Consider the following 16,874-nt stretch of genomic DNA (forward strand, 5'->3'; position numbering starts at 1 on the left):
CCCGTTTTCCGGGATTTCTGCTATAATATAATGAAATAGCAGAAACCCGCAAGACGGGGATTTTTGCCCGTAACTGTGAGGGTACTGAACAGTTACATGAGTTTGAACCTGAGGGGAATGACTGGATGAAAAGCAGAAGCGTAAGAACAGTAGGTTTTTTTGTATCTGCGGCACTGGTGCTGCAGGGCTTTGCGGCGCTCGTTTCCGGCTGCGGGCGCAGGACAGAGCAGCCGCTGCCTGCGGTGCAGGCGGATCTGGTGGTCTGTACGGATCTGGAACCTGCGGTTTATGAGCCGGTGGTGAAGGAATTTGAGGAGCGCACCGGCCTGACGGTGGAGGTGCAGGCCGGAACATCGGAAGAGGTCCGCGGGTGGTTTGCGCAGAAGCAGACAGAAAGAAGCAGGGATGGAAGCCGTCGGGCGGCTCAGCCGGAAGAATGGGATCTGGCCTTTGGCGTGAGCACGGAACTTCTGGATGAGTACAAGGCGCTGTGGCTCCCCTGTGAGAGCAGTGCGATAGAAATGCTGGACAGCCGGTATGTGTCACCGGACCATGCCTGGACTGGTTTTTCGGTACTGCCGCTGGTGATCATGTACAATACCAATGTGGTGACATACCGGGAACTCCCTGTGGGCTGGGAGAGTCTGCTGGAACCCCGGTGGCAGGGACGAGTGGCATTTGCAGATCCGGAGCAGTCCGATGTGTCTGCCCTGGCGCTTGCGGCAGCTATGCTAAGCAGCCAGAGTGGCGAAGACTATATGGAAAGACTGGCAGAAAATCTGAATCGCGAGGTCTTAAAAACGGTGGAGCAGGGAAACGAGGGGATCCTGGACGGGCGTTACTCTGTTGGCGTGACCACGGAGGCAGCGGCCCAGACGCTTCGCAGCGGCGGAGCTGATGTGGATTACATTTACCCGGAGGAGGGAACCGCGGCGGTGCTGGACGGCACGGCGGTCCGGGCGGGAAGCAGCCATGAAGGAGCAGCCCGGGAATTTCTGGATTTTACGGTCAGCCGTGATGCACAGAAGATCATGTCGGTGAGCCAGAACCGCCGTTCTGTGCGGATGGATGCAGCCACGGAAAAAGGCCTGGATCCCATGGAGAAGCTGCCGCTTCTGGAGGCAGACCAGGATACCTTTTCGGAAGCAAAACAGCGGGCAAAAGCGCTGTGGCAGCAGGCCACCGGAAAGGAGGGCGGAGCATGAAGCATAAAACTCTTTCGTTCCGCGGTCAGATCTTTCTGTCCTGCTTTCTGGTAACGCTGGTTCCGCTTCTGTTAACCAGCGTGGTTATGGTGCGGCTGTTTACGGCTTCCCTGAACCGCCAGAGTGAGCAGGAAGCGAACCGGCAGATCACGGAGATCCGCAGCCGGTTTGCCGCGCTTCTGGATGACTGCGAGGAAGCGTGCCGGGAGATTACCAAGAACGGTTCCGTGGCCCGCTATATGATCGATACCACAACGGTAGAAATGCAGCGTGGCATGTACGTTTCGCTGTATCAGGCATCCCAGGAGATTTACGGGCATGGCCAGGTCAGTGTGTACGATGTGGGCGGGAAGCTGCGGTTCACGACCGATACACTGTCGCGGGCGGATTCCCTGCCCATGTACTGGGGCATTTTAAAGAAAGCGTCCGGCCAGGACGGCATGACCTGGTACCGCACCGATCCATATCTGGCATTGACGGATGCCCGTGTGCTGATGCAGGGAGCTTACGCGATAGAAAATCCCGGCGGGGCCCGGACCGGATACCTGGTACTGGATTTTACCCGGGAAAATTTCGATAATGTATTCAGCGGATTCTATTCCCAGACGGATACCATCTGGCTTCTGGATTCCCATATGCGGCCGTTTTACTGTTCCAGACCGGACTATGATGAGACAAAACTGAATGAGGCGGAGGATGCCCAGTATCTGTGGACGCAGGAACCGGCGCGGGGATTTTATGTGATCCTGTGCCGTCAGGCGCCCATCAGCTCCCCGGCCATGCAGACCATGGGAACGGTGCTTCTGGCTATGTCCCTGCTGAGCCTGGTTCTGTCCATGGTGATCTCCGGCGCGCTGACCCGGAACATTGTAAAGCCGGTCAGCCAGCTGGACAAGGCCATGGAGAAAGTTAAGGAAGGGGATTTAAACATCCGTGTCCACAGCAGCCGCACCGATGAGCTGGGAAGACTGACAGACAGCTTTAACGGGATGGTACGCGATTTAAAGACATATCTGGAAGAGAAGGTGCAGCAGCAAAAGGATTTAAATGAGACGACCCTGCGCCTGTACCAGACCCAGTTAAATCCGCATTTTCTGTATAACACGCTGGACACCATCAAGTGGAACGCCAAGATCAACCAGATTCCGGAAATCGCGGTGCTGGCAGAAAACCTGGCGGTTATTTTAAGGAAAAGCATTTCCAGCAGGCCGTTCATTACCCTGAGGGAGGAGCTGGATACCATAGACAGCTACATCCGCATCCAGAAAATCCGGTTCAGTGGAAGGTTCCTCTATGAGACGGAAATTCCGGACCTTCTGGAAGAGAGCATGATTCCCAAAATGATCCTGCAGCCGTTGGTGGAAAATGCCATCATTCACGGCCTGGACGGGTGTGATAATGGCTATATCTGCATTTACGCAGCGCAGAAGGACGGTGTTCTCAGCATTTCCGTAACGGATGATGGATGTGGTATGAGTCAGGACATGGTGGACTGGATCAACAGCCCGGCACCGGCAAAGCGGGACGGGCATCTGGGGCTTTACAACGTGATCCAGATCTTAAAGATTTACTATGGAGAGGAATACGGCATGCATGCGGAGGCGATGGAGGACGGAACCACCGTAACGCTGCGCCTGCCATTCCGAAAGGACGTGGAACATGAATAGAGTAGTAGTGGTGGAAGATGAGACCATGGCCCGCAAGGGCATCATCCTGACCATTGACTGGTCAGCCCTGGGCTGTGTGGTGGTGGGGGAGGCCGCCAACGGAGAAGAGGGCGCGGCTTTAATTGAGCGCCTGTCACCGGATATTGTGGTGACCGATGTGAAGATGCCCCGCATGGATGGCGTGGAGATGATCGCGAAGCTGCGGGAGAATGGATGCCGGGCTAAATTTATCATCCTGACGGCCTACAGCGATTTCAAGTATGCCCAGAGCGCGCTGCGCCTTGGAGTCAGCGACTATCTGTTAAAGCCACTCAAGGACGGCGAGCTGGAGGCGGCGGTGCGCCACATTCAGGGGCAGGAAGAGGCGCGGGAGTCAAAAGCCGCAAAGGAGCAGGATATGCCGGTGCTCCGTTTGAATCCGGTGAAAAATACGAAGAATAAATATGTAGAGCAGGCTGTGCAGCTGATCCGGGAACATTTCCGGGAGGATATCAATATCAGTACTGTGGCTGGAGAGCTGGAGATCAGCGAAGGATATCTAAGCCGTGTGTTCAAGAAAGAGACGGACTATACCTTTACCAGTTACTTAACGCTGTACCGCATGAAAAAAGCCATGGAGCTGCTGAAGGACTGCCGGGTGAAGGTTTACGAGGTGGCGGAGCAGGTGGGATATTCCGATACCGCTTATTTCAGCGCCCAGTTTAAGAAGATGACGGGAATCTCTCCATCCGAGTATCAGGACCGAAGCCGGTAGAAGGACCGCGGCCAGCAGATTGGAGGAGCGTACAAAAAGAAATACAAAAAAATACGAAAAAATTTGAAAAAAGGGGTTGCAAAAAGAGTTAGCCTATGCTAATATAATGACAGTTAGCCGCAACTAACTACATGTGAATATTCTATACATTTCGTCTGGTTTCATCTGACCCGTGAAATCAGAAACTCAACTCCTAAACGAAAAGCACGCTGCCAGGCGTGCTTTTTGTTGTTTCCCGGCATGATTTTATGTTAGAATGGATATGTTTCAGACATCTATTACAACATGAGGGGTAACGCGCATTTATGAAACATTCACTCTACTATAAATTTATCTTAGGTTACCTGGTGTTTGGTTTACTTGGATTTGCGTCCATTGCGACCTTTTCCGCACAGCTGATGAACAAAAATCAGGTAAAAAATCAGGCTGAGGCCATGTACGACGAGGCGAACCTGATCGCGTCAGCCTACAGCAGTGTCTACCAGGGGAAGAAGCAGGATCTGGATTCGGTTTATCCGCAGCTTCAGGCGGTAGCCAAATTTGTGCGGGCAGAGATCTGGGTAGTGAACCGCCAGGGCATCATTGTGGTGGACAGCGAGCAGAATAAGCGGGCTGGTACGACCATTGAGGGGTTTGATCCTACCGCAACTGGCAATAAGTCCTATTGCACCGGATCTTACTACGGGCTCTTTCCGTACGATGTATTAAGTGTCTCCGCGCCCATTACGGGAAATTACAATACCTATGGCTACGTGCTGCTACATCTGCCTATGAGCGTGATCTGGGAGATGAGCAATTCCAATCTGAATGTAGTTTACATAACGGCAGCAATCCTCTTTATCCTGTCGCTGACCATTTTGCTGGTGTTCACCAATACCGTATACTTTCCGCTCAAAAAGATTACGGAGGGCGCCAATGAATATGCGGCGGGCAATCTGGATTACCGGATTGAGTTAAACAGCCGGGATGAGATGGGGTATCTGGCAGGAACCCTGAACTATATGTCCGGGGAGTTAAATAAGCTGGAGGAATACCAGCGAAATTTCATTGCCAATGTCTCCCATGATTTCCGCTCTCCGCTGACCTCTATTAAAGGGTATCTGGAGGCCATCATAGACGGAACCATTCCGCCGGAGATGTACGAGAAATACTTAACCCGCGTGATTTCAGAAACGGAGCGCCTGACCAAGCTGACGCAGGGCATGCTGACCTTAAACTCTCTGGACAGCAAGGGGTATCTGTCACGGTCCAGCTTTGACATTAACCGGGTCATCAAGGACACGGCAGCTTCCTTTGAGGGAACCTGTGAAAAGAAGAATATCAATTTTGAGCTGACCTTTTCCGATAATATCCAGATGGTTTACGCGGATCTGGGAAAGATCCAGCAGGTGCTTTACAACCTGATTGACAATGCCATCAAATTCAGTTATCAGGATTCCACGATCTATATCCAGACGCGCATTAAAAATGAGAAAATCTTTGTTTCGGTGAAAGATACGGGAATCGGCATTCCGAAGGACAGCGTGAAAAAGGTATTTGACCGGTTTTACAAATCTGACCTGTCCCGCGGAAAAGATAAAAAGGGCACCGGTCTGGGCCTGGCAATCGTGAAGGAGATCATTCAGGCACACGGGGAAAATATTGATGTGATCAGCACGGAGGGTGTGGGATCGGAGTTTATCTTTTCCCTGCCGCTGGCAACAAATCTGTAACAGAAAAGGAGAAGAATCGTATGAGAAAAACAGGAAATTGGATTTCAGGCGTGCTGCTTGCCATGGGGATGATTCTGGCCGGGACGGTCAGCGGGTTTGCGGCAACGGATCTGAATGTAGAAAACGTAAGATGGGACGGAGATTCCGGCAGCGGCATCTGGACGGACAATACGTCGGCCCGGTACTATCAGGTAAAGCTGTACCGGAATGAGTCATCGGTGATGAGTACGGCATCGGTCTACGATAATTCCTATGATTTTGCCAGCCATATGACCCGCCGGGGCAATTACTGCTTTATGGTGCGTGCTGTTGGAAGCAGATCAGAAAAGGGAGAGTGGGTAAGCTCTGATACCATGTTTCTGACTGCGGAAGAAGCAGACGATATCAGCTATGACTACTGTCACAGCTATTCCGGCGGCCCTGGAGATGGAAAGTATGTTTCCGGAGGTCCCGGAGACACCGGCAGGAACCCGGCCGGCACCGGCGGCCCGGGGGTGGCAGCGAACAGCGGACAGGATTTCTCCACCGCTCAGGGCAACCACTGGTGCATCGACCAGGGTGGAAAATGGTTCCAGTTTAAAGACGGAAGTTATCCTGTAGGCCGCTGGGTTCAGATAGACGGTACCTGGTACTGCTTTGGAATGAATGGATACCTGCGCTGCGGCTGGATTGAGGACAGCGGCAAGTGGTACTATACAGACAGTAACGGAGCCATGCTTGTAAATACCCGGACCCCGGACGGCTGCTACGTCGGAGGGGACGGAGCCTGGATTCATTAACGAATTTTATTTCCGCACTTCAAATTTATATCCGATGCCCCATACGGTGGTCAGGGCCCAGTTGGCGTGATCCTTGATCTTCTCCCGGAGGCGTTTGATATGTACATCTACGGTACGGGTGTCTCCAATGTACTCGTAGCCCCAGATGTGATCCAGAAGCTGCTCTCTGGTGAAAACCTGGTTTGGAGAGGACGCCAGAAAATACAGAAGCTCCAGTTCCTTCGGCGGCATCTCCACGGAATGTCCGCAGTAGGTGACCGCATAGTTGGTCAGATTGACGGTCAGATCCGGGTACTCCACGTACTCGCCCTGCTGGGCCGGTTCCGGTACAGCAGGAGCCGGAGCAGCCTGGTAGCGGCGCAGCACGGCCTTGACCCGGGCCACCAGCTCCTTAGAATCAAAGGGCTTGATCATGTAATCATCGGCGCCCAGCTCCAGGCCCAGAACCTTGTCAAAAATCTCACCCTTGGCGGAGAGCATGATAATAGGAACCTGGGATGCTGCGCGCAGCTCGCGGCACACCTGGTAGCCGTCAATGCCCGGAAGCATCAGATCCAGAAGAACCAGGTTTGGTTTGAACTCCGGGAAAATCTTCAGGGCTTCCTCGCCATCATTGACAATGTAGGTTTCGTAGCATTCTTTCATCAGATAAAGAGAAATCAGTTCTGCAATGTTCTCGTCATCATCTACGATCAAAATCCGCTGTTTTTCGGCCATGTCTTTGTTCCTCCCCAATTATTTGAATACTACGATGGTTACGCCCGCATCGCCTTCTCCGAAGCCGCCCAGGTGGAATTCCTTAATATATTTGAGACGCTTTAAATGCTTGTGGATGCCGGCACGCAGCGCTCCGGTACCCTTGCCGTGTACAATGCGTACCTGCGGCAGATGGGCGATATAGGCATCGTCCAGATATTTGTCCAGCTGTGCCACAGCTTCGTCTACGGTCATGCCCAGCACATTGATCTCCGGGGAGATACCAAAGGATTTGGACATCTTGATGTTGCTGCTTCCGCTGCCTTTGCGGCGGGATTCCAGTCCCGGGCCGCTGACAGAATTCTCCTGAAGCAGTTCCAGGTCGTTGATGTTCACCTTGGAGCGCAGGATACCCATCTGGACAAATACGTTGCCCTGCGCATCCGGAAGGCTGCTTACGGTACCATTTAAGTTCATGGAAAGTACGCGCACGCCGTCCCCCAGTTTTAAGGACTTCGGGTTGATGGCTTTGTGCGGTTTTTTGGTCTCCTGCTTTAAGGAGAGACCGCCCTCGACCTTCTTTAAGCTGTCGCGCAGCTTCGTGCGCTCTGCCTCCAGGGCTTTGGTGTCGATGCCGGAGGAGGCCGCCAGCTTGTTGATGTTTTTGATGGTGCGGTCCGCCGTCTCTTTTGCTTCCCGCAGGATCTGCTGGGCTTCTTCGTTGGCCTTGCGGATCATCTTGTCCTTGCGCTCGTCAAAACGTTCTTCCTTCTTCTCCAGGCCGGATTTCAGGCGGGCAATCTCTGCCTTGTAGCTCTCAATCTCTGCGCGCTCTTTTTCGATGGTAACGCGGTTTTCCTCCAGACGGCTGATGACATCCTCAAAGGTTTCGTCCTCGGACTCCAGATGGGTCTTCGCGTCATCAATGATGTAGTCCGGCAGGCCCAGTTTTTTAGAAATGGCAAACGCATTACTCTTACCCGGGATACCGATTAACAGGCGGTAGGTCGGGCGCAGGGTAGCCACATCGAACTCACAGCAGGCATTCTCCACGCCCGGGGTGCTGAGGGCGTAGATCTTTAACTCACTGTAGTGGGTGGTGGCCATGGTGCGGCATTTCATGTTGTGCAGGAAGTTTAAGATGGCAATGGCCAGAGCCGCACCCTCGGTCGGGTCGGTTCCGGAACAGAGCTCATCGAAGAGGCAGAGGGAATGACTGTCTGCCTGATTTAAAATGTGAACGATGTTGGTCATGTGGGCAGAGAAGGTACTGAGACTCTGCTCAATGCTCTGCTCATCGCCGATATCGGCAAAGACTTCCTCAAATACAGCCAGTTCAGAACCCTCGAACGCCGGAATGTGCAGGCCGGCCTGTCCCATGAGGGTAAAAAGCCCTACGGTTTTTAAAGAAACGGTTTTACCGCCGGTGTTCGGGCCGGTGACCATGAGAAGGTCAAAGTCGGTGCCAAGCCATACCGTGATCGGAACCACCTTCTGCGGGTCCAGAAGCGGGTGGCGTCCGTCTTTAATGTGGATGCGTCCTTCGGTGTTGAACTTCGGCTCGCTGCATTTAAAGTGGCGGGACAGGGCTGCTTTCGCGAAGATGAAGTCCAGGCGGGTCAGAATCTGCAGGTCAATGGCAAGCTCCTCGGTGTAGGGCATAAGCTGGCCGCTTAAGTCTGCCAGAACTGCCTCGATCTCTTTCTGCTCCTGAATCTCCAGGGTGCGCAGCTCGTTATTTAACTGAATGACCGCCATGGGCTCAATGAACAGGGTAGAACCGGTGGAGGACTGGTCGTGGACCATACCGTTTACCTGGGACTTATACTCCGCCTTGACCGGCAAGCAGTAGCGTCCGTCACGCATGGTGATGACGGCATCCTGCAGGTAGGAACGGCAGCTGTTTAAAATGCTGTTTAACTGAGTGTGGATGCGGTCGTTGATGCCGTGCATGGAACGGCGGACCTTGTGCAGGCCCGGGCTTGCGTTATCGCTGATCTCTTCCTCGGAGAGGATGCAGCGCTTGATCTCATTATTGACAGAAGTAACCGGCTCCAGGCTGCGGAACATGGAGTCTAAGGAGTCATCCGGAAATTCTTCGGATTCCTCGTGCTGGCCGTAGGCTTTGGCGCGGGCTGCCACGGTAAGCAGGGAACTGATGGATAACAGCTCCGGGATGCCTAAGGCGCTGCCAATCTCCAGGCGTTTTAAGGAGTCACGGATATCGCGGACACCGCTTAAGGAGAGGCTGCCCTTCATGCGGACACGGGTGAGGGCATCGCTGGTTTCCGTCTGGGCCTGCACGATCTCGTGGTAGTCGCTCATGGGAAGCAGATTCTGGCACAGGAGTTTTCCCGGCGTGGAAGCCGCGTAACCGGTCAGCTGGGTAATGATCTTGTTATATTCTAATGTTTTTAATACTTTCTGGTTCATAAAAATCCTCGATTGTGTTTAATTAATAGCAGAAAACCGCCTGAGGGAAGAACTTCAGGCGCTTTTGATTATAACATGAAATGCACGACGGCGAAAGGGCGGACAACACTTTTTAGTTGCGTAAATTGTCCCCAAACCTTATAATAGAAGATAATGCATAGACGATGCATACGGGAGGGTGACTGTGACGGCACTGAACAGTTACGAGGATTATGAAGTAAGGAGGACATGAATGTCTGAGATACAGGATCCAGAGAAAAAACCTGAAAAAAAGAATGACCGTGATTTTATCAGTGAGAAGATCGTAAGGCCGGCACCCAGCAAAAAGCAGATTGCGACCAAAATGGCAACAGCAGCCTGCGCCGGTGTGATATTTGGCGTGGTTTCAGCGGTGTGCTTTGCGCTGACCAGACCGGTCCTGGAGCAGTTGTCGGAGGGAAACCGGCCAACTGCATCCGCCATTTCCATTCCGAAGGATGAAGTGGAATCTTCCGCGGAAGCCCAGGAGACAGAAAATGCTGCGGAGACGGAGACCGAACCTGTAGAGGAAATGGTTCAGACTGCGCTGGAGCATTACCGTTATACTATAGATGACCTGAATTCACTGTTAAACAGCCTGCGGGCAAAGGCCCAGACTGCGGACAAGAGCGTGGTGGTGGTTCATTCGGTCCAGCAGAATACCGACTGGTTCGACAATCCGGTAGAGACGACAGGCCTGTATGCCGGGGTCATCATCGCAAAGACCAGTCAGGAACTTCTGGTTCTGACACCGGAAGCCGCGGTGGAGCAGGCAGATTCCATTAAAGTGACCTTTGAAAACGGAAAAGATGTAAACGGACATATGAAACAGAAGGATGCCACATCCGGCATGGCCATTGTCAGCATCAGCACAGGAGACGTAGACACATCGCAGCTGCGGGATCTGGAACCGATGCCCCTTGGCAATTCCTATCAGGTGCGGCAGGGAGACCTGCTTGCGGCGGTAGGCAGTCCGGCAGGCGTGGTTCATTCTCTGGATTATGGCTTTGTTTCTTATGTGGTGCGCAGCAGTCCCATGGTGGATCAGCACTGCCGGGTACTGTATTCCGATATCATGGCCAATACGGACCGCGGCACGTTCCTGATCAACACCGATGGCGAATTGGTGGGCTGGGCTCAGGCGCCTGCGGATAATTCCGGGACAGAAAACCGGGTAACAGAAATCTTTGGCATTTCTGATTATAAGGGAATCCTGGAGAAGCTCAGCAACGGCCAGGCAATCCCCTGCATTGGGATCGTAGGCCAGGAAGCGACCGATGCCCAGGTAGCAAATGGTCTGCCGGAGGGCATTTATGTGGTGAATGCCGTGACGGAAAAACCGGCATATAACGCAGGCATCCAGAATGGCGATATCCTCACGCAGATCAATGGAAATCCGGTAAAATCCATGAAAGAATACCAGGCCGCGCTGGACAAGATGACCTGCGGGCAGATCATTCATGTGACGGTAGCGCGCAATGGCCGGGACACCTACACGGAGCTGGAGTTTGAAGTGACGGTAGGCAGCCGCTGACGGCCGCGGGAATCAGAATGCGCACCATGGCAGGCGGCAAAACAGGAAAATTAAAATGATAAGATAGAAAGTAAAGGGAACGATATGAGGTATATTGACAGTTTTAGAGAAGGCATGCACATTTCCGATGTGTATCTTTGCAAAAATAAGCAGATTGCGCTGACCAAGAACGGCAAAGAATACGGAAATCTGGTCCTTCAGGACAAAACAGGCACTGTTGACGCGAAATTATGGGATCTGGGGTCTCCGGGTGTTGGGAACTTTGAGGCGCTGGATTACGTTTATATCGATGCGGACGTGACCATGTTCATGGGAGCAAAGCAGCTGAATGTTAAGCGGATCCGCAAGGCAGATGAGGGCGAGTACATTCCGGCAGATTACCTTCCGGTGTCCTTAAAAGATGTCAAACAGATGTATTCCGAGCTGCTGGCACTCATTGCTTCTGTAAAAAACCCGTATCTGAAGAAACTGCTGGACAGCTACTTCGGCGATCCGGACTTTGCGAAGGTGTTTCAGTTCCACAGCGCAGCCAAGAGCGTGCATCACGGTTTTGTGGGCGGTCTTCTGGAGCATACGTTAAGCGTCACCAGGATGTGTGACTACTTTACCTCCGCCTATCCGATGTTAAACCGTGACCTGCTGTTAACCGCAGCCATGTTTCACGACATCGGCAAGACAAAGGAACTGTCCGTGTTCCCGGAGAACGACTACACCGATGACGGCCAGTTACTGGGCCACATCATCATCGGCACCGAGATGGTCAGCGAGCGCATGCGCACCATCGAAGGTTTCCCGCCGAAGCTGGCAACCGAGCTAAAGCATTGTATTCTGGCCCACCACGGGGAACTGGAATACGGTTCTCCGAAGAAACCGGCACTGTTAGAGGCCATGGCGTTAAACTTCGCCGACAACGCAGATGCCAAGATGGAAACCATGATCGAAGTGCTGCGGGGCGCTGGGGATAATCAGGGCTGGCTGGGATATAACCGGCTGCTGGAGACGAATATCAGGAAGACGACGGACTGCTAAAAACAGAATAGAAAAAATCAGAAAACGCGCCGGTTTGGGCGCGTTTTCTGATTAAAAAGGGGAAAGAGGTAATGTTATTCAATATATAGGAACCGCTTAATCCACCGTAGCAGATGGATAACGGATTGTTGTTGGACGACCCCGGCAGCGGTTGCGCGCTTGGTGCCGCCGGGCTCTCTTATATTGGTGTATAATGAACATGTTCGTTTACTTCTGTTCATTATGATGATGGGTTTGCTTTGTTTTTTCTCCCTCACATCATGGCTTTATGATACTGGAAAAATGTGTCTAAAGTTTGAGGAGATTGTGAAGAAAGCAGGAAGTTTCTAAACAAAATCTTACAGAAAAGAAGGGGTATGCTAAAGTTTTCGGAAGGATCGTGTGGGAAGGCTTGCGCAGGAGCGGGAAAAACCGTAAAATGGGAGACAGAAGCCGGGCAACGTAATGCACTGGTTTGGGAGCCCCGGAATATGGTGGGAGAGATGGATACCTGGTTTGGATGCAGAAAGAAGCCAGATGATCGCAGAAATGCAGTGAGATGAAAGGATAAACACATGGATTGGAAAAAGAATGATGTATTTCAGGTTCAGATAGAGGATATGAGTGATACTGGGGAAGGAATCGGAAAGACCGATGGCTTCACCTGGTTTGTGAAGGATGCCGTGATTGGTGATGTGGTGGAAGCCAAGGTCATGAAGACGAAAAAGTCCTATGGCTTTGCGCGCCTGATGCAGGTGTTAGAACCGTCAGCATGCCGCGTCACCCCGCGCTGTCCGTCCGCCCGCCAGTGCGGCGGCTGCCAGCTTCAGGCCATGAGCTATGAAGAACAGTTAAAGTTTAAGGAAAACAAAGTACGCAACAATTTAAGCCGTATCGGTGGCCTGACCGAGATTCCCATGGAACCGGTCATTGGCATGGATGAGCCGTGGCGTTACCGCAACAAGGCCCAGTTCCCGTTCGGAAAGGACAAAGACGGCCGCATCATCACCGGCTTTTACGCAGGCAGAACCCATGCGATTATCGAGCAGGAGGACTGTCTGCTTGGCGTGGAGGAGAATCAGCCGATCCTGGACTGCATCCGCGGATTTATGGAAGAGTATCACATTGCGCCGTATGAGGAGGAAACTCATAAGGGGCTTGTCCGCCATGTGCTGATCCGCAAGGGATTTACCACCGGGGAGCTGATGGTGTGCCTGGTGCTGAATGGGGATGTGAAAAAATTAAAGGCGCCGGAGGTGCTGGTGGAGCGGCTGGTGAAGCTGTTTGCATTGGCACCGGGCCTGGATGTTGCCGGTGAGGCAGGGAAGGCGCCATGCGCAGGTGATGCGGTTTGTGCAGAGACGGCAGCAGTTGACAAAATGCCGGTTCCTGCCGCTCACATGGTGAGCATCTCCTGCAGCATCAACCGGGAAAAGACGAATGTCATCATGGGCAAAGAGATCGTAAACCTGTACGGCCCGGGCTACATCACCGACTACATCGGTAATGTCTGCTACCGTATCTCCCCGCTGTCCTTCTATCAGGTCAACCCGGTGCAGACCCGGAAGCTTTACGGAACCGCATTGGAGTACGCAGGTTTAACCGGGGAGGAAACCGTCTGGGATCTCTACTGCGGCATTGGAACCATCTCCCTGTTTCTGGCCCAGAAAGCAAAGAAGGTCTACGGCGTAGAGATCGTGCCCCAGGCCATCGATGATGCCCGCGCCAACGCGCAGCTGAATCATTTTGAAAACGTCGAGTTTTTTGTAGGAAAAGCAGAGGAAGTTCTGCCGGAGCAGTACGAAAAGAATCGGGTCTACGCCGACACCATCGTAGTAGACCCGCCAAGAAAAGGCTGTGACAGCGTCTGCCTTGACACCATCGTAAAAATGGCACCGAAAAAGGTTGTGTATGTCAGCTGTGATTCCGCGACGTTGGCCAGGGATGTGAAATATCTGGGGGAGAGAGGATATGAAGTGAAACGGGTGAGAGCTGTGGATATGTTTCCTTGGAGTGGGCATGTTGAGACGGTAGTCTTGATGTCAAGAAAATAAAATCAAGTGCCAGAAAGCGGCGTATTTCCGGGCTTTTTCGGAGGTTTGGATTTGGAGCCGGACTTCTGAAAAAGCTCGGTTTTCTTATATGGAAACATATCTACTGCAAAATGTATGTCAGGTTGTAACCTCGGATTAGATGTCGCGATTTGAGACAGTGGATTAGATGTCATGGATTTTGGAATGAATTTTGGAAAACAGAAAGGGCTAACAACCAATCCGGCAACTCGACCATTTTGGGTGGTTGCAGGCAGTGGAATGGATGTGAGGGAAAAATTCGGCAAATCAGAATTTGTGGAGGATAACTATTGTGGATAAAGCAGTTATTTATATACATGGAAAAGGTGGTAATGCTGAAGAAGCTATTCATTACAAACCGCTCTTTAGTAATTGTGATGTGATTGGTCTCGACTATACTGCACAGTTTCCATGGGAAGCAAAAGAAGAATTTCCATTACTTTTTAATTCAATTTATAGAAACTACAAGACTGTTGAAGTAATTGCCAATAGCATTGGAGCGTATTTTGCTATCAATGCCTTATCAAATCAGCAAATAGAGAAAGCATATTTTATTTCGCCCGTTGTAGATATGGAAAGGCTTATTGCTGATATGATGATTTGGGCAAATGTTACAGAGGATGAACTCAAAGAGAAAAAAGAAATTCAGACAACCTTTGGAGAGACTCTTTCATGGGATTATCTTTGCTATGCAAGAGAAAATCCTATTATATGGGAAATCCCAACGCACATTTTGTATGGTGAAAAAGATAATCTTACCGCTTATGGAACGATATTTGAATTTGTACAGAGGACTAATTCAACACTTTCTATTATGAAAAATGGAGAGCATTGGTTTCATACGGATGAACAAATGAAATTTCTTGATGAATGGATAATAAAATCTTCCAAATAAATTCAAGTTTATCGGGGAGCAAATAGAACAAATCGGAAGTTGGAGGATACACGCATGAAAATTGTAATCATTAATGGAAGTGCCAGAAAAGGAAACACGCTGACAGCAATCAATGCATTTATAAAAGGAGCATCAGAAAAGAATGAAATTGAAATCATTGAACCTGACAAACTCAACATTGCACCATGCAAGGGATGTGGTGTCTGTCAATGCTCTAAGGGATGCGTCGATAAGGATGATACAAATCCTACAATTGATAAAATTGCTGCCGCAGATATGATTCTTTTTGCTACGCCAGTTTATTGGTGGGGAATGTCAGCACAATTGAAACTTATCATTGATAAGTGCTACTGCCGTGGATTGCAGTTAAAAAATAAAAAAGTTGGCACGATTGTTGTAGGCGGTTCTCCCGTAGACAGTATCCAGTATGAGCTGATTGATAAGCAGTTTGACTGTATGGCAAAATATCTTTCATGGGATATGCTTTTCAAAAAATCATATTACGCAACAGCCAGAGATGAACTTGAAAAAAACAAGGATTCCATGAACGAACTTGAGGGGATCGGAAAAAATTTATAAAGCACGTTCCAAATTCCAGTTTGTTAAATTGGAAAATTTGAAGTTGTCGAGGTGATACAGGTGAAGCGTTGCATTGTAATTACCGATATAGTCGCATAATAAAAAACATTTGGAGGATTATAAAATGACTATATCGGAGAAGAAAATATATCCCCGCACAGGAGATAAAGAAACTGTTTATTTGAAAAGCGTTGTAACAAACCCAAGTATTATTATTGATGAATTTACTATGTATAACGATTTTGTCAATGACCCGCGCGAGTTTGAAAAAAACAACGTATTATATCACTATCCAATTAACCATGATAAGTTGATAATCGGAAAGTTCTGTTCCATTGCTTGTGGTGCAAAATTCTTGTTTAACAGTGCTAACCACACGCAGACTTCGTTTTCTACTTATCCATTTCCTATCTTCTTTGAAGAATGGGACTTGGACATTAAAAATGTTGCAACAGCATGGGACAATAAAGGGGATATTATCATTGGTAACGACGTTTGGATTGGGTATGAAGCAGTCATTATGGCTGGTGTTACGATTGGAGATGGAGCAATTATCGGTACTCGTGCGGTAGTGACAAAAGACGTACCGCCTTATACGATTGTCGGTGGAGTTCCAGCCAAACCAATTCGCAAACGATTTTCGGATGAAACAATTTCCTTTCTTCTGGAGTTGAAATGGTGGAATTGGTCAATAGAAAAAATTTCACAGAATATAGAGGCAATAAAGAATGGAAGAATAGAAAATTTGAATTAAAATACTGTGGGGGAGATAAACGCTCCCCTGCTAATCCCAGTTTATTGATATAGAAAAAACCCTCCCGGCCATCATGGTCGAGAGGGTTTCGTGCGTCTTATGGGATTATCCTTCAATCTCAATTTTCAGTCCGGACTTAAGATCCACAGTGAAGTGGTCCTCCCAGACGATGATTCGCTCGAGCCAGCGCTTTACCAGGGCCTCGTCGAAGGCTTCCAAGTGTGTGGGCTGCTGCTTAATGAAATCCTGTAGCTCGTTGATGCGGGCAATCTGTGCATCCCTGGCGGCGGTATCAACTGTGCATTTTTCTCGCTGCTCCCGGAGCTTGAAAATCTCATCGGCAATCTCATCATAGGCCTCTTTGTTATTGGCCTTTTTTAGAAGCTCTTTCTGGAGCTCCTGCAGTCTTTCGTCGATCCCATCGGCGGTATTTTGCTGAGCGCTTCGGATCACCTTTGCGATGTTCTGCTGGAGCTGTGCCTGATAGGTGGACTTATCGCCAAGGAGCGTGTTGATGGCCTGAACTACCACATTCTCTAATATCGTCTCATTGACGGTTCTTGCGTGGCATTCCTGCCCGGTTGGCTCCAGTCTACTGATGCAGCGCCAAACGATGGATTTGCAGCCGCGATTGTTCCAGTGTAAGTAATCAATTGCGGGTACCATCTAAAACGAAACCCCGCATAGTTGCGGGGTTCAAGACTTCTTGTAACGGCTTGGACATTTTTCTTGAATTCCAGGCGCCCAGGGAAGCAGTTCATCCAGAAA

15 protein-coding genes are annotated in these 16,874 nt (G+C 50.5%); 12 read left to right on the top strand and 3 right to left on the bottom strand.

All coding sequences use genetic code 11. The features are described from left to right. Positions 1-125 precede the first annotated feature (125 nt). From WMO41_RS12490 to WMO41_RS12510, 5 genes are all read left to right on the top strand, one after another. Complete coding sequence (locus WMO41_RS12490; protein WP_349230031.1) at positions 126-1,205, top strand: extracellular solute-binding protein; 1,080 nt, start codon at positions 126-128, stop codon at positions 1,203-1,205. Next, a complete protein-coding gene (locus WMO41_RS12495; RefSeq protein WP_349230032.1) occupies positions 1,202-2,872 on the top strand; it encodes a sensor histidine kinase in 1,671 nt (556 codons plus the stop codon). The genes WMO41_RS12490 and WMO41_RS12495 overlap by 4 nt, the downstream gene beginning before the upstream one ends. Then, positions 2,865-3,626, top strand: coding sequence for a response regulator (locus WMO41_RS12500; protein WP_177291726.1), 762 nt, complete (start codon positions 2,865-2,867; stop codon positions 3,624-3,626). Before WMO41_RS12495 ends, WMO41_RS12500 begins: the two co-directional genes overlap by 8 nt. Before the next feature lie 305 nt (positions 3,627-3,931). Beyond that, positions 3,932-5,338 (top strand): ATP-binding protein, encoded by a 1,407-nt coding sequence (locus WMO41_RS12505; protein ID WP_349230033.1) that lies wholly within the window; start codon positions 3,932-3,934, stop codon positions 5,336-5,338. Positions 5,339-5,358: 20 nt separating this feature from the next. After that, positions 5,359-6,117 (top strand): hypothetical protein, encoded by a 759-nt coding sequence (locus WMO41_RS12510; RefSeq protein ID WP_349230034.1) that lies wholly within the window; start codon positions 5,359-5,361, stop codon positions 6,115-6,117. 6 nt (positions 6,118-6,123) lie between these two features. Here the strand turns inward: WMO41_RS12510 and WMO41_RS12515 are convergent, their stop codons facing one another. Next, positions 6,124-6,834: a response regulator gene (locus WMO41_RS12515; RefSeq protein WP_349230035.1), complete on the bottom strand. Its 711-nt coding sequence runs from the start codon at positions 6,832-6,834 to the stop codon at positions 6,124-6,126. A gap of 18 nt (positions 6,835-6,852) precedes the next feature. Next, positions 6,853-9,246, bottom strand: a complete 2,394-nt coding sequence (locus WMO41_RS12520; protein ID WP_349230036.1) for an endonuclease MutS2 — start codon at positions 9,244-9,246, stop codon at positions 6,853-6,855. A 232-nt stretch (positions 9,247-9,478) separates the two neighbouring features. Here WMO41_RS12520 and WMO41_RS12525 point away from each other — a divergent pair, with 232 nt between their 5' ends. From WMO41_RS12525 to WMO41_RS12555, 7 genes are all read left to right on the top strand, one after another. After that, positions 9,479-10,798: a S1C family serine protease gene (locus WMO41_RS12525; RefSeq protein WP_349230037.1), complete on the top strand. Its 1,320-nt coding sequence runs from the start codon at positions 9,479-9,481 to the stop codon at positions 10,796-10,798. An 84-nt stretch (positions 10,799-10,882) separates the two neighbouring features. Further along, entirely contained in the window at positions 10,883-11,827 is a 945-nt protein-coding gene (locus WMO41_RS12530) for a 3'-5' exoribonuclease YhaM family protein (RefSeq protein ID WP_349230038.1), read from the top strand. Between the two features lie 554 nt (positions 11,828-12,381). Further along, complete coding sequence (rlmD, locus tag WMO41_RS12535) at positions 12,382-13,860, top strand: 23S rRNA (uracil(1939)-C(5))-methyltransferase RlmD (RefSeq protein ID WP_349230039.1); 1,479 nt, start codon at positions 12,382-12,384, stop codon at positions 13,858-13,860. A gap of 171 nt (positions 13,861-14,031) precedes the next feature. Further along, positions 14,032-14,178 carry a hypothetical protein gene (locus WMO41_RS12540; protein WP_349230040.1) on the top strand — a complete coding sequence of 49 codons (147 nt, stop codon included), beginning with the start codon at positions 14,032-14,034 and terminating at the stop codon, positions 14,176-14,178. Beyond that, entirely contained in the window at positions 14,171-14,773 is a 603-nt protein-coding gene (locus WMO41_RS12545; protein ID WP_005337276.1) for an alpha/beta hydrolase, read from the top strand. Before WMO41_RS12540 ends, WMO41_RS12545 begins: the two co-directional genes overlap by 8 nt. Positions 14,774-14,827: 54 nt before the next feature. Beyond that, positions 14,828-15,352, top strand: coding sequence for a flavodoxin family protein (locus WMO41_RS12550; protein WP_008119059.1), 525 nt, complete (start codon positions 14,828-14,830; stop codon positions 15,350-15,352). 124 nt (positions 15,353-15,476) lie between these two features. Continuing rightward, entirely contained in the window at positions 15,477-16,106 is a 630-nt protein-coding gene (locus WMO41_RS12555) for a CatB-related O-acetyltransferase (RefSeq protein WP_349230041.1), read from the top strand. Positions 16,107-16,211: 105 nt separating this feature from the next. On the opposite strand, the gene WMO41_RS12560 is transcribed toward WMO41_RS12555, so the two are convergent. Beyond that, entirely contained in the window at positions 16,212-16,772 is a 561-nt protein-coding gene (locus WMO41_RS12560; RefSeq protein WP_349230042.1) for a hypothetical protein, read from the bottom strand. Positions 16,773-16,874: the final 102 nt, after the last annotated feature.

The organism is Ventrimonas faecis (assembly GCF_040096075.1).
GTDB lineage: Bacteria > Bacillota > Clostridia > Lachnospirales > Lachnospiraceae > Brotaphodocola > Brotaphodocola faecis.

What these genes read in the sequence shown, in the direction of transcription:
- WMO41_RS12490 (WP_349230031.1), top strand. Translation starts at nt 126, where the DNA reads ATGAAAAGCAGAAGCGTAAGAACAGTAGGTTTTTTTGTATCTGCGGCA.
- WMO41_RS12495 (WP_349230032.1), top strand. Translation starts at nt 1,202, where the DNA reads ATGAAGCATAAAACTCTTTCGTTCCGCGGTCAGATCTTTCTGTCCTGC.
- WMO41_RS12500 (WP_177291726.1), top strand. Translation starts at nt 2,865, where the DNA reads ATGAATAGAGTAGTAGTGGTGGAAGATGAGACCATGGCCCGCAAGGGC.
- WMO41_RS12505 (WP_349230033.1), top strand. Translation starts at nt 3,932, where the DNA reads ATGAAACATTCACTCTACTATAAATTTATCTTAGGTTACCTGGTGTTT.
- WMO41_RS12510 (WP_349230034.1), top strand. Translation starts at nt 5,359, where the DNA reads ATGAGAAAAACAGGAAATTGGATTTCAGGCGTGCTGCTTGCCATGGGG.
- WMO41_RS12515 (WP_349230035.1), bottom strand. Translation starts at nt 6,834, where the DNA reads ATGGCCGAAAAACAGCGGATTTTGATCGTAGATGATGACGAGAACATT.
- WMO41_RS12520 (WP_349230036.1), bottom strand. Translation starts at nt 9,246, where the DNA reads ATGAACCAGAAAGTATTAAAAACATTAGAATATAACAAGATCATTACC.
- WMO41_RS12525 (WP_349230037.1), top strand. Translation starts at nt 9,479, where the DNA reads ATGTCTGAGATACAGGATCCAGAGAAAAAACCTGAAAAAAAGAATGAC.
- WMO41_RS12530 (WP_349230038.1), top strand. Translation starts at nt 10,883, where the DNA reads ATGAGGTATATTGACAGTTTTAGAGAAGGCATGCACATTTCCGATGTG.
- rlmD (WP_349230039.1), top strand. Translation starts at nt 12,382, where the DNA reads ATGGATTGGAAAAAGAATGATGTATTTCAGGTTCAGATAGAGGATATG.
- WMO41_RS12540 (WP_349230040.1), top strand. Translation starts at nt 14,032, where the DNA reads ATGGATTTTGGAATGAATTTTGGAAAACAGAAAGGGCTAACAACCAAT.
- WMO41_RS12550 (WP_008119059.1), top strand. Translation starts at nt 14,828, where the DNA reads ATGAAAATTGTAATCATTAATGGAAGTGCCAGAAAAGGAAACACGCTG.
- WMO41_RS12555 (WP_349230041.1), top strand. Translation starts at nt 15,477, where the DNA reads ATGACTATATCGGAGAAGAAAATATATCCCCGCACAGGAGATAAAGAA.
- WMO41_RS12560 (WP_349230042.1), bottom strand. Translation starts at nt 16,772, where the DNA reads ATGGTACCCGCAATTGATTACTTACACTGGAACAATCGCGGCTGCAAA.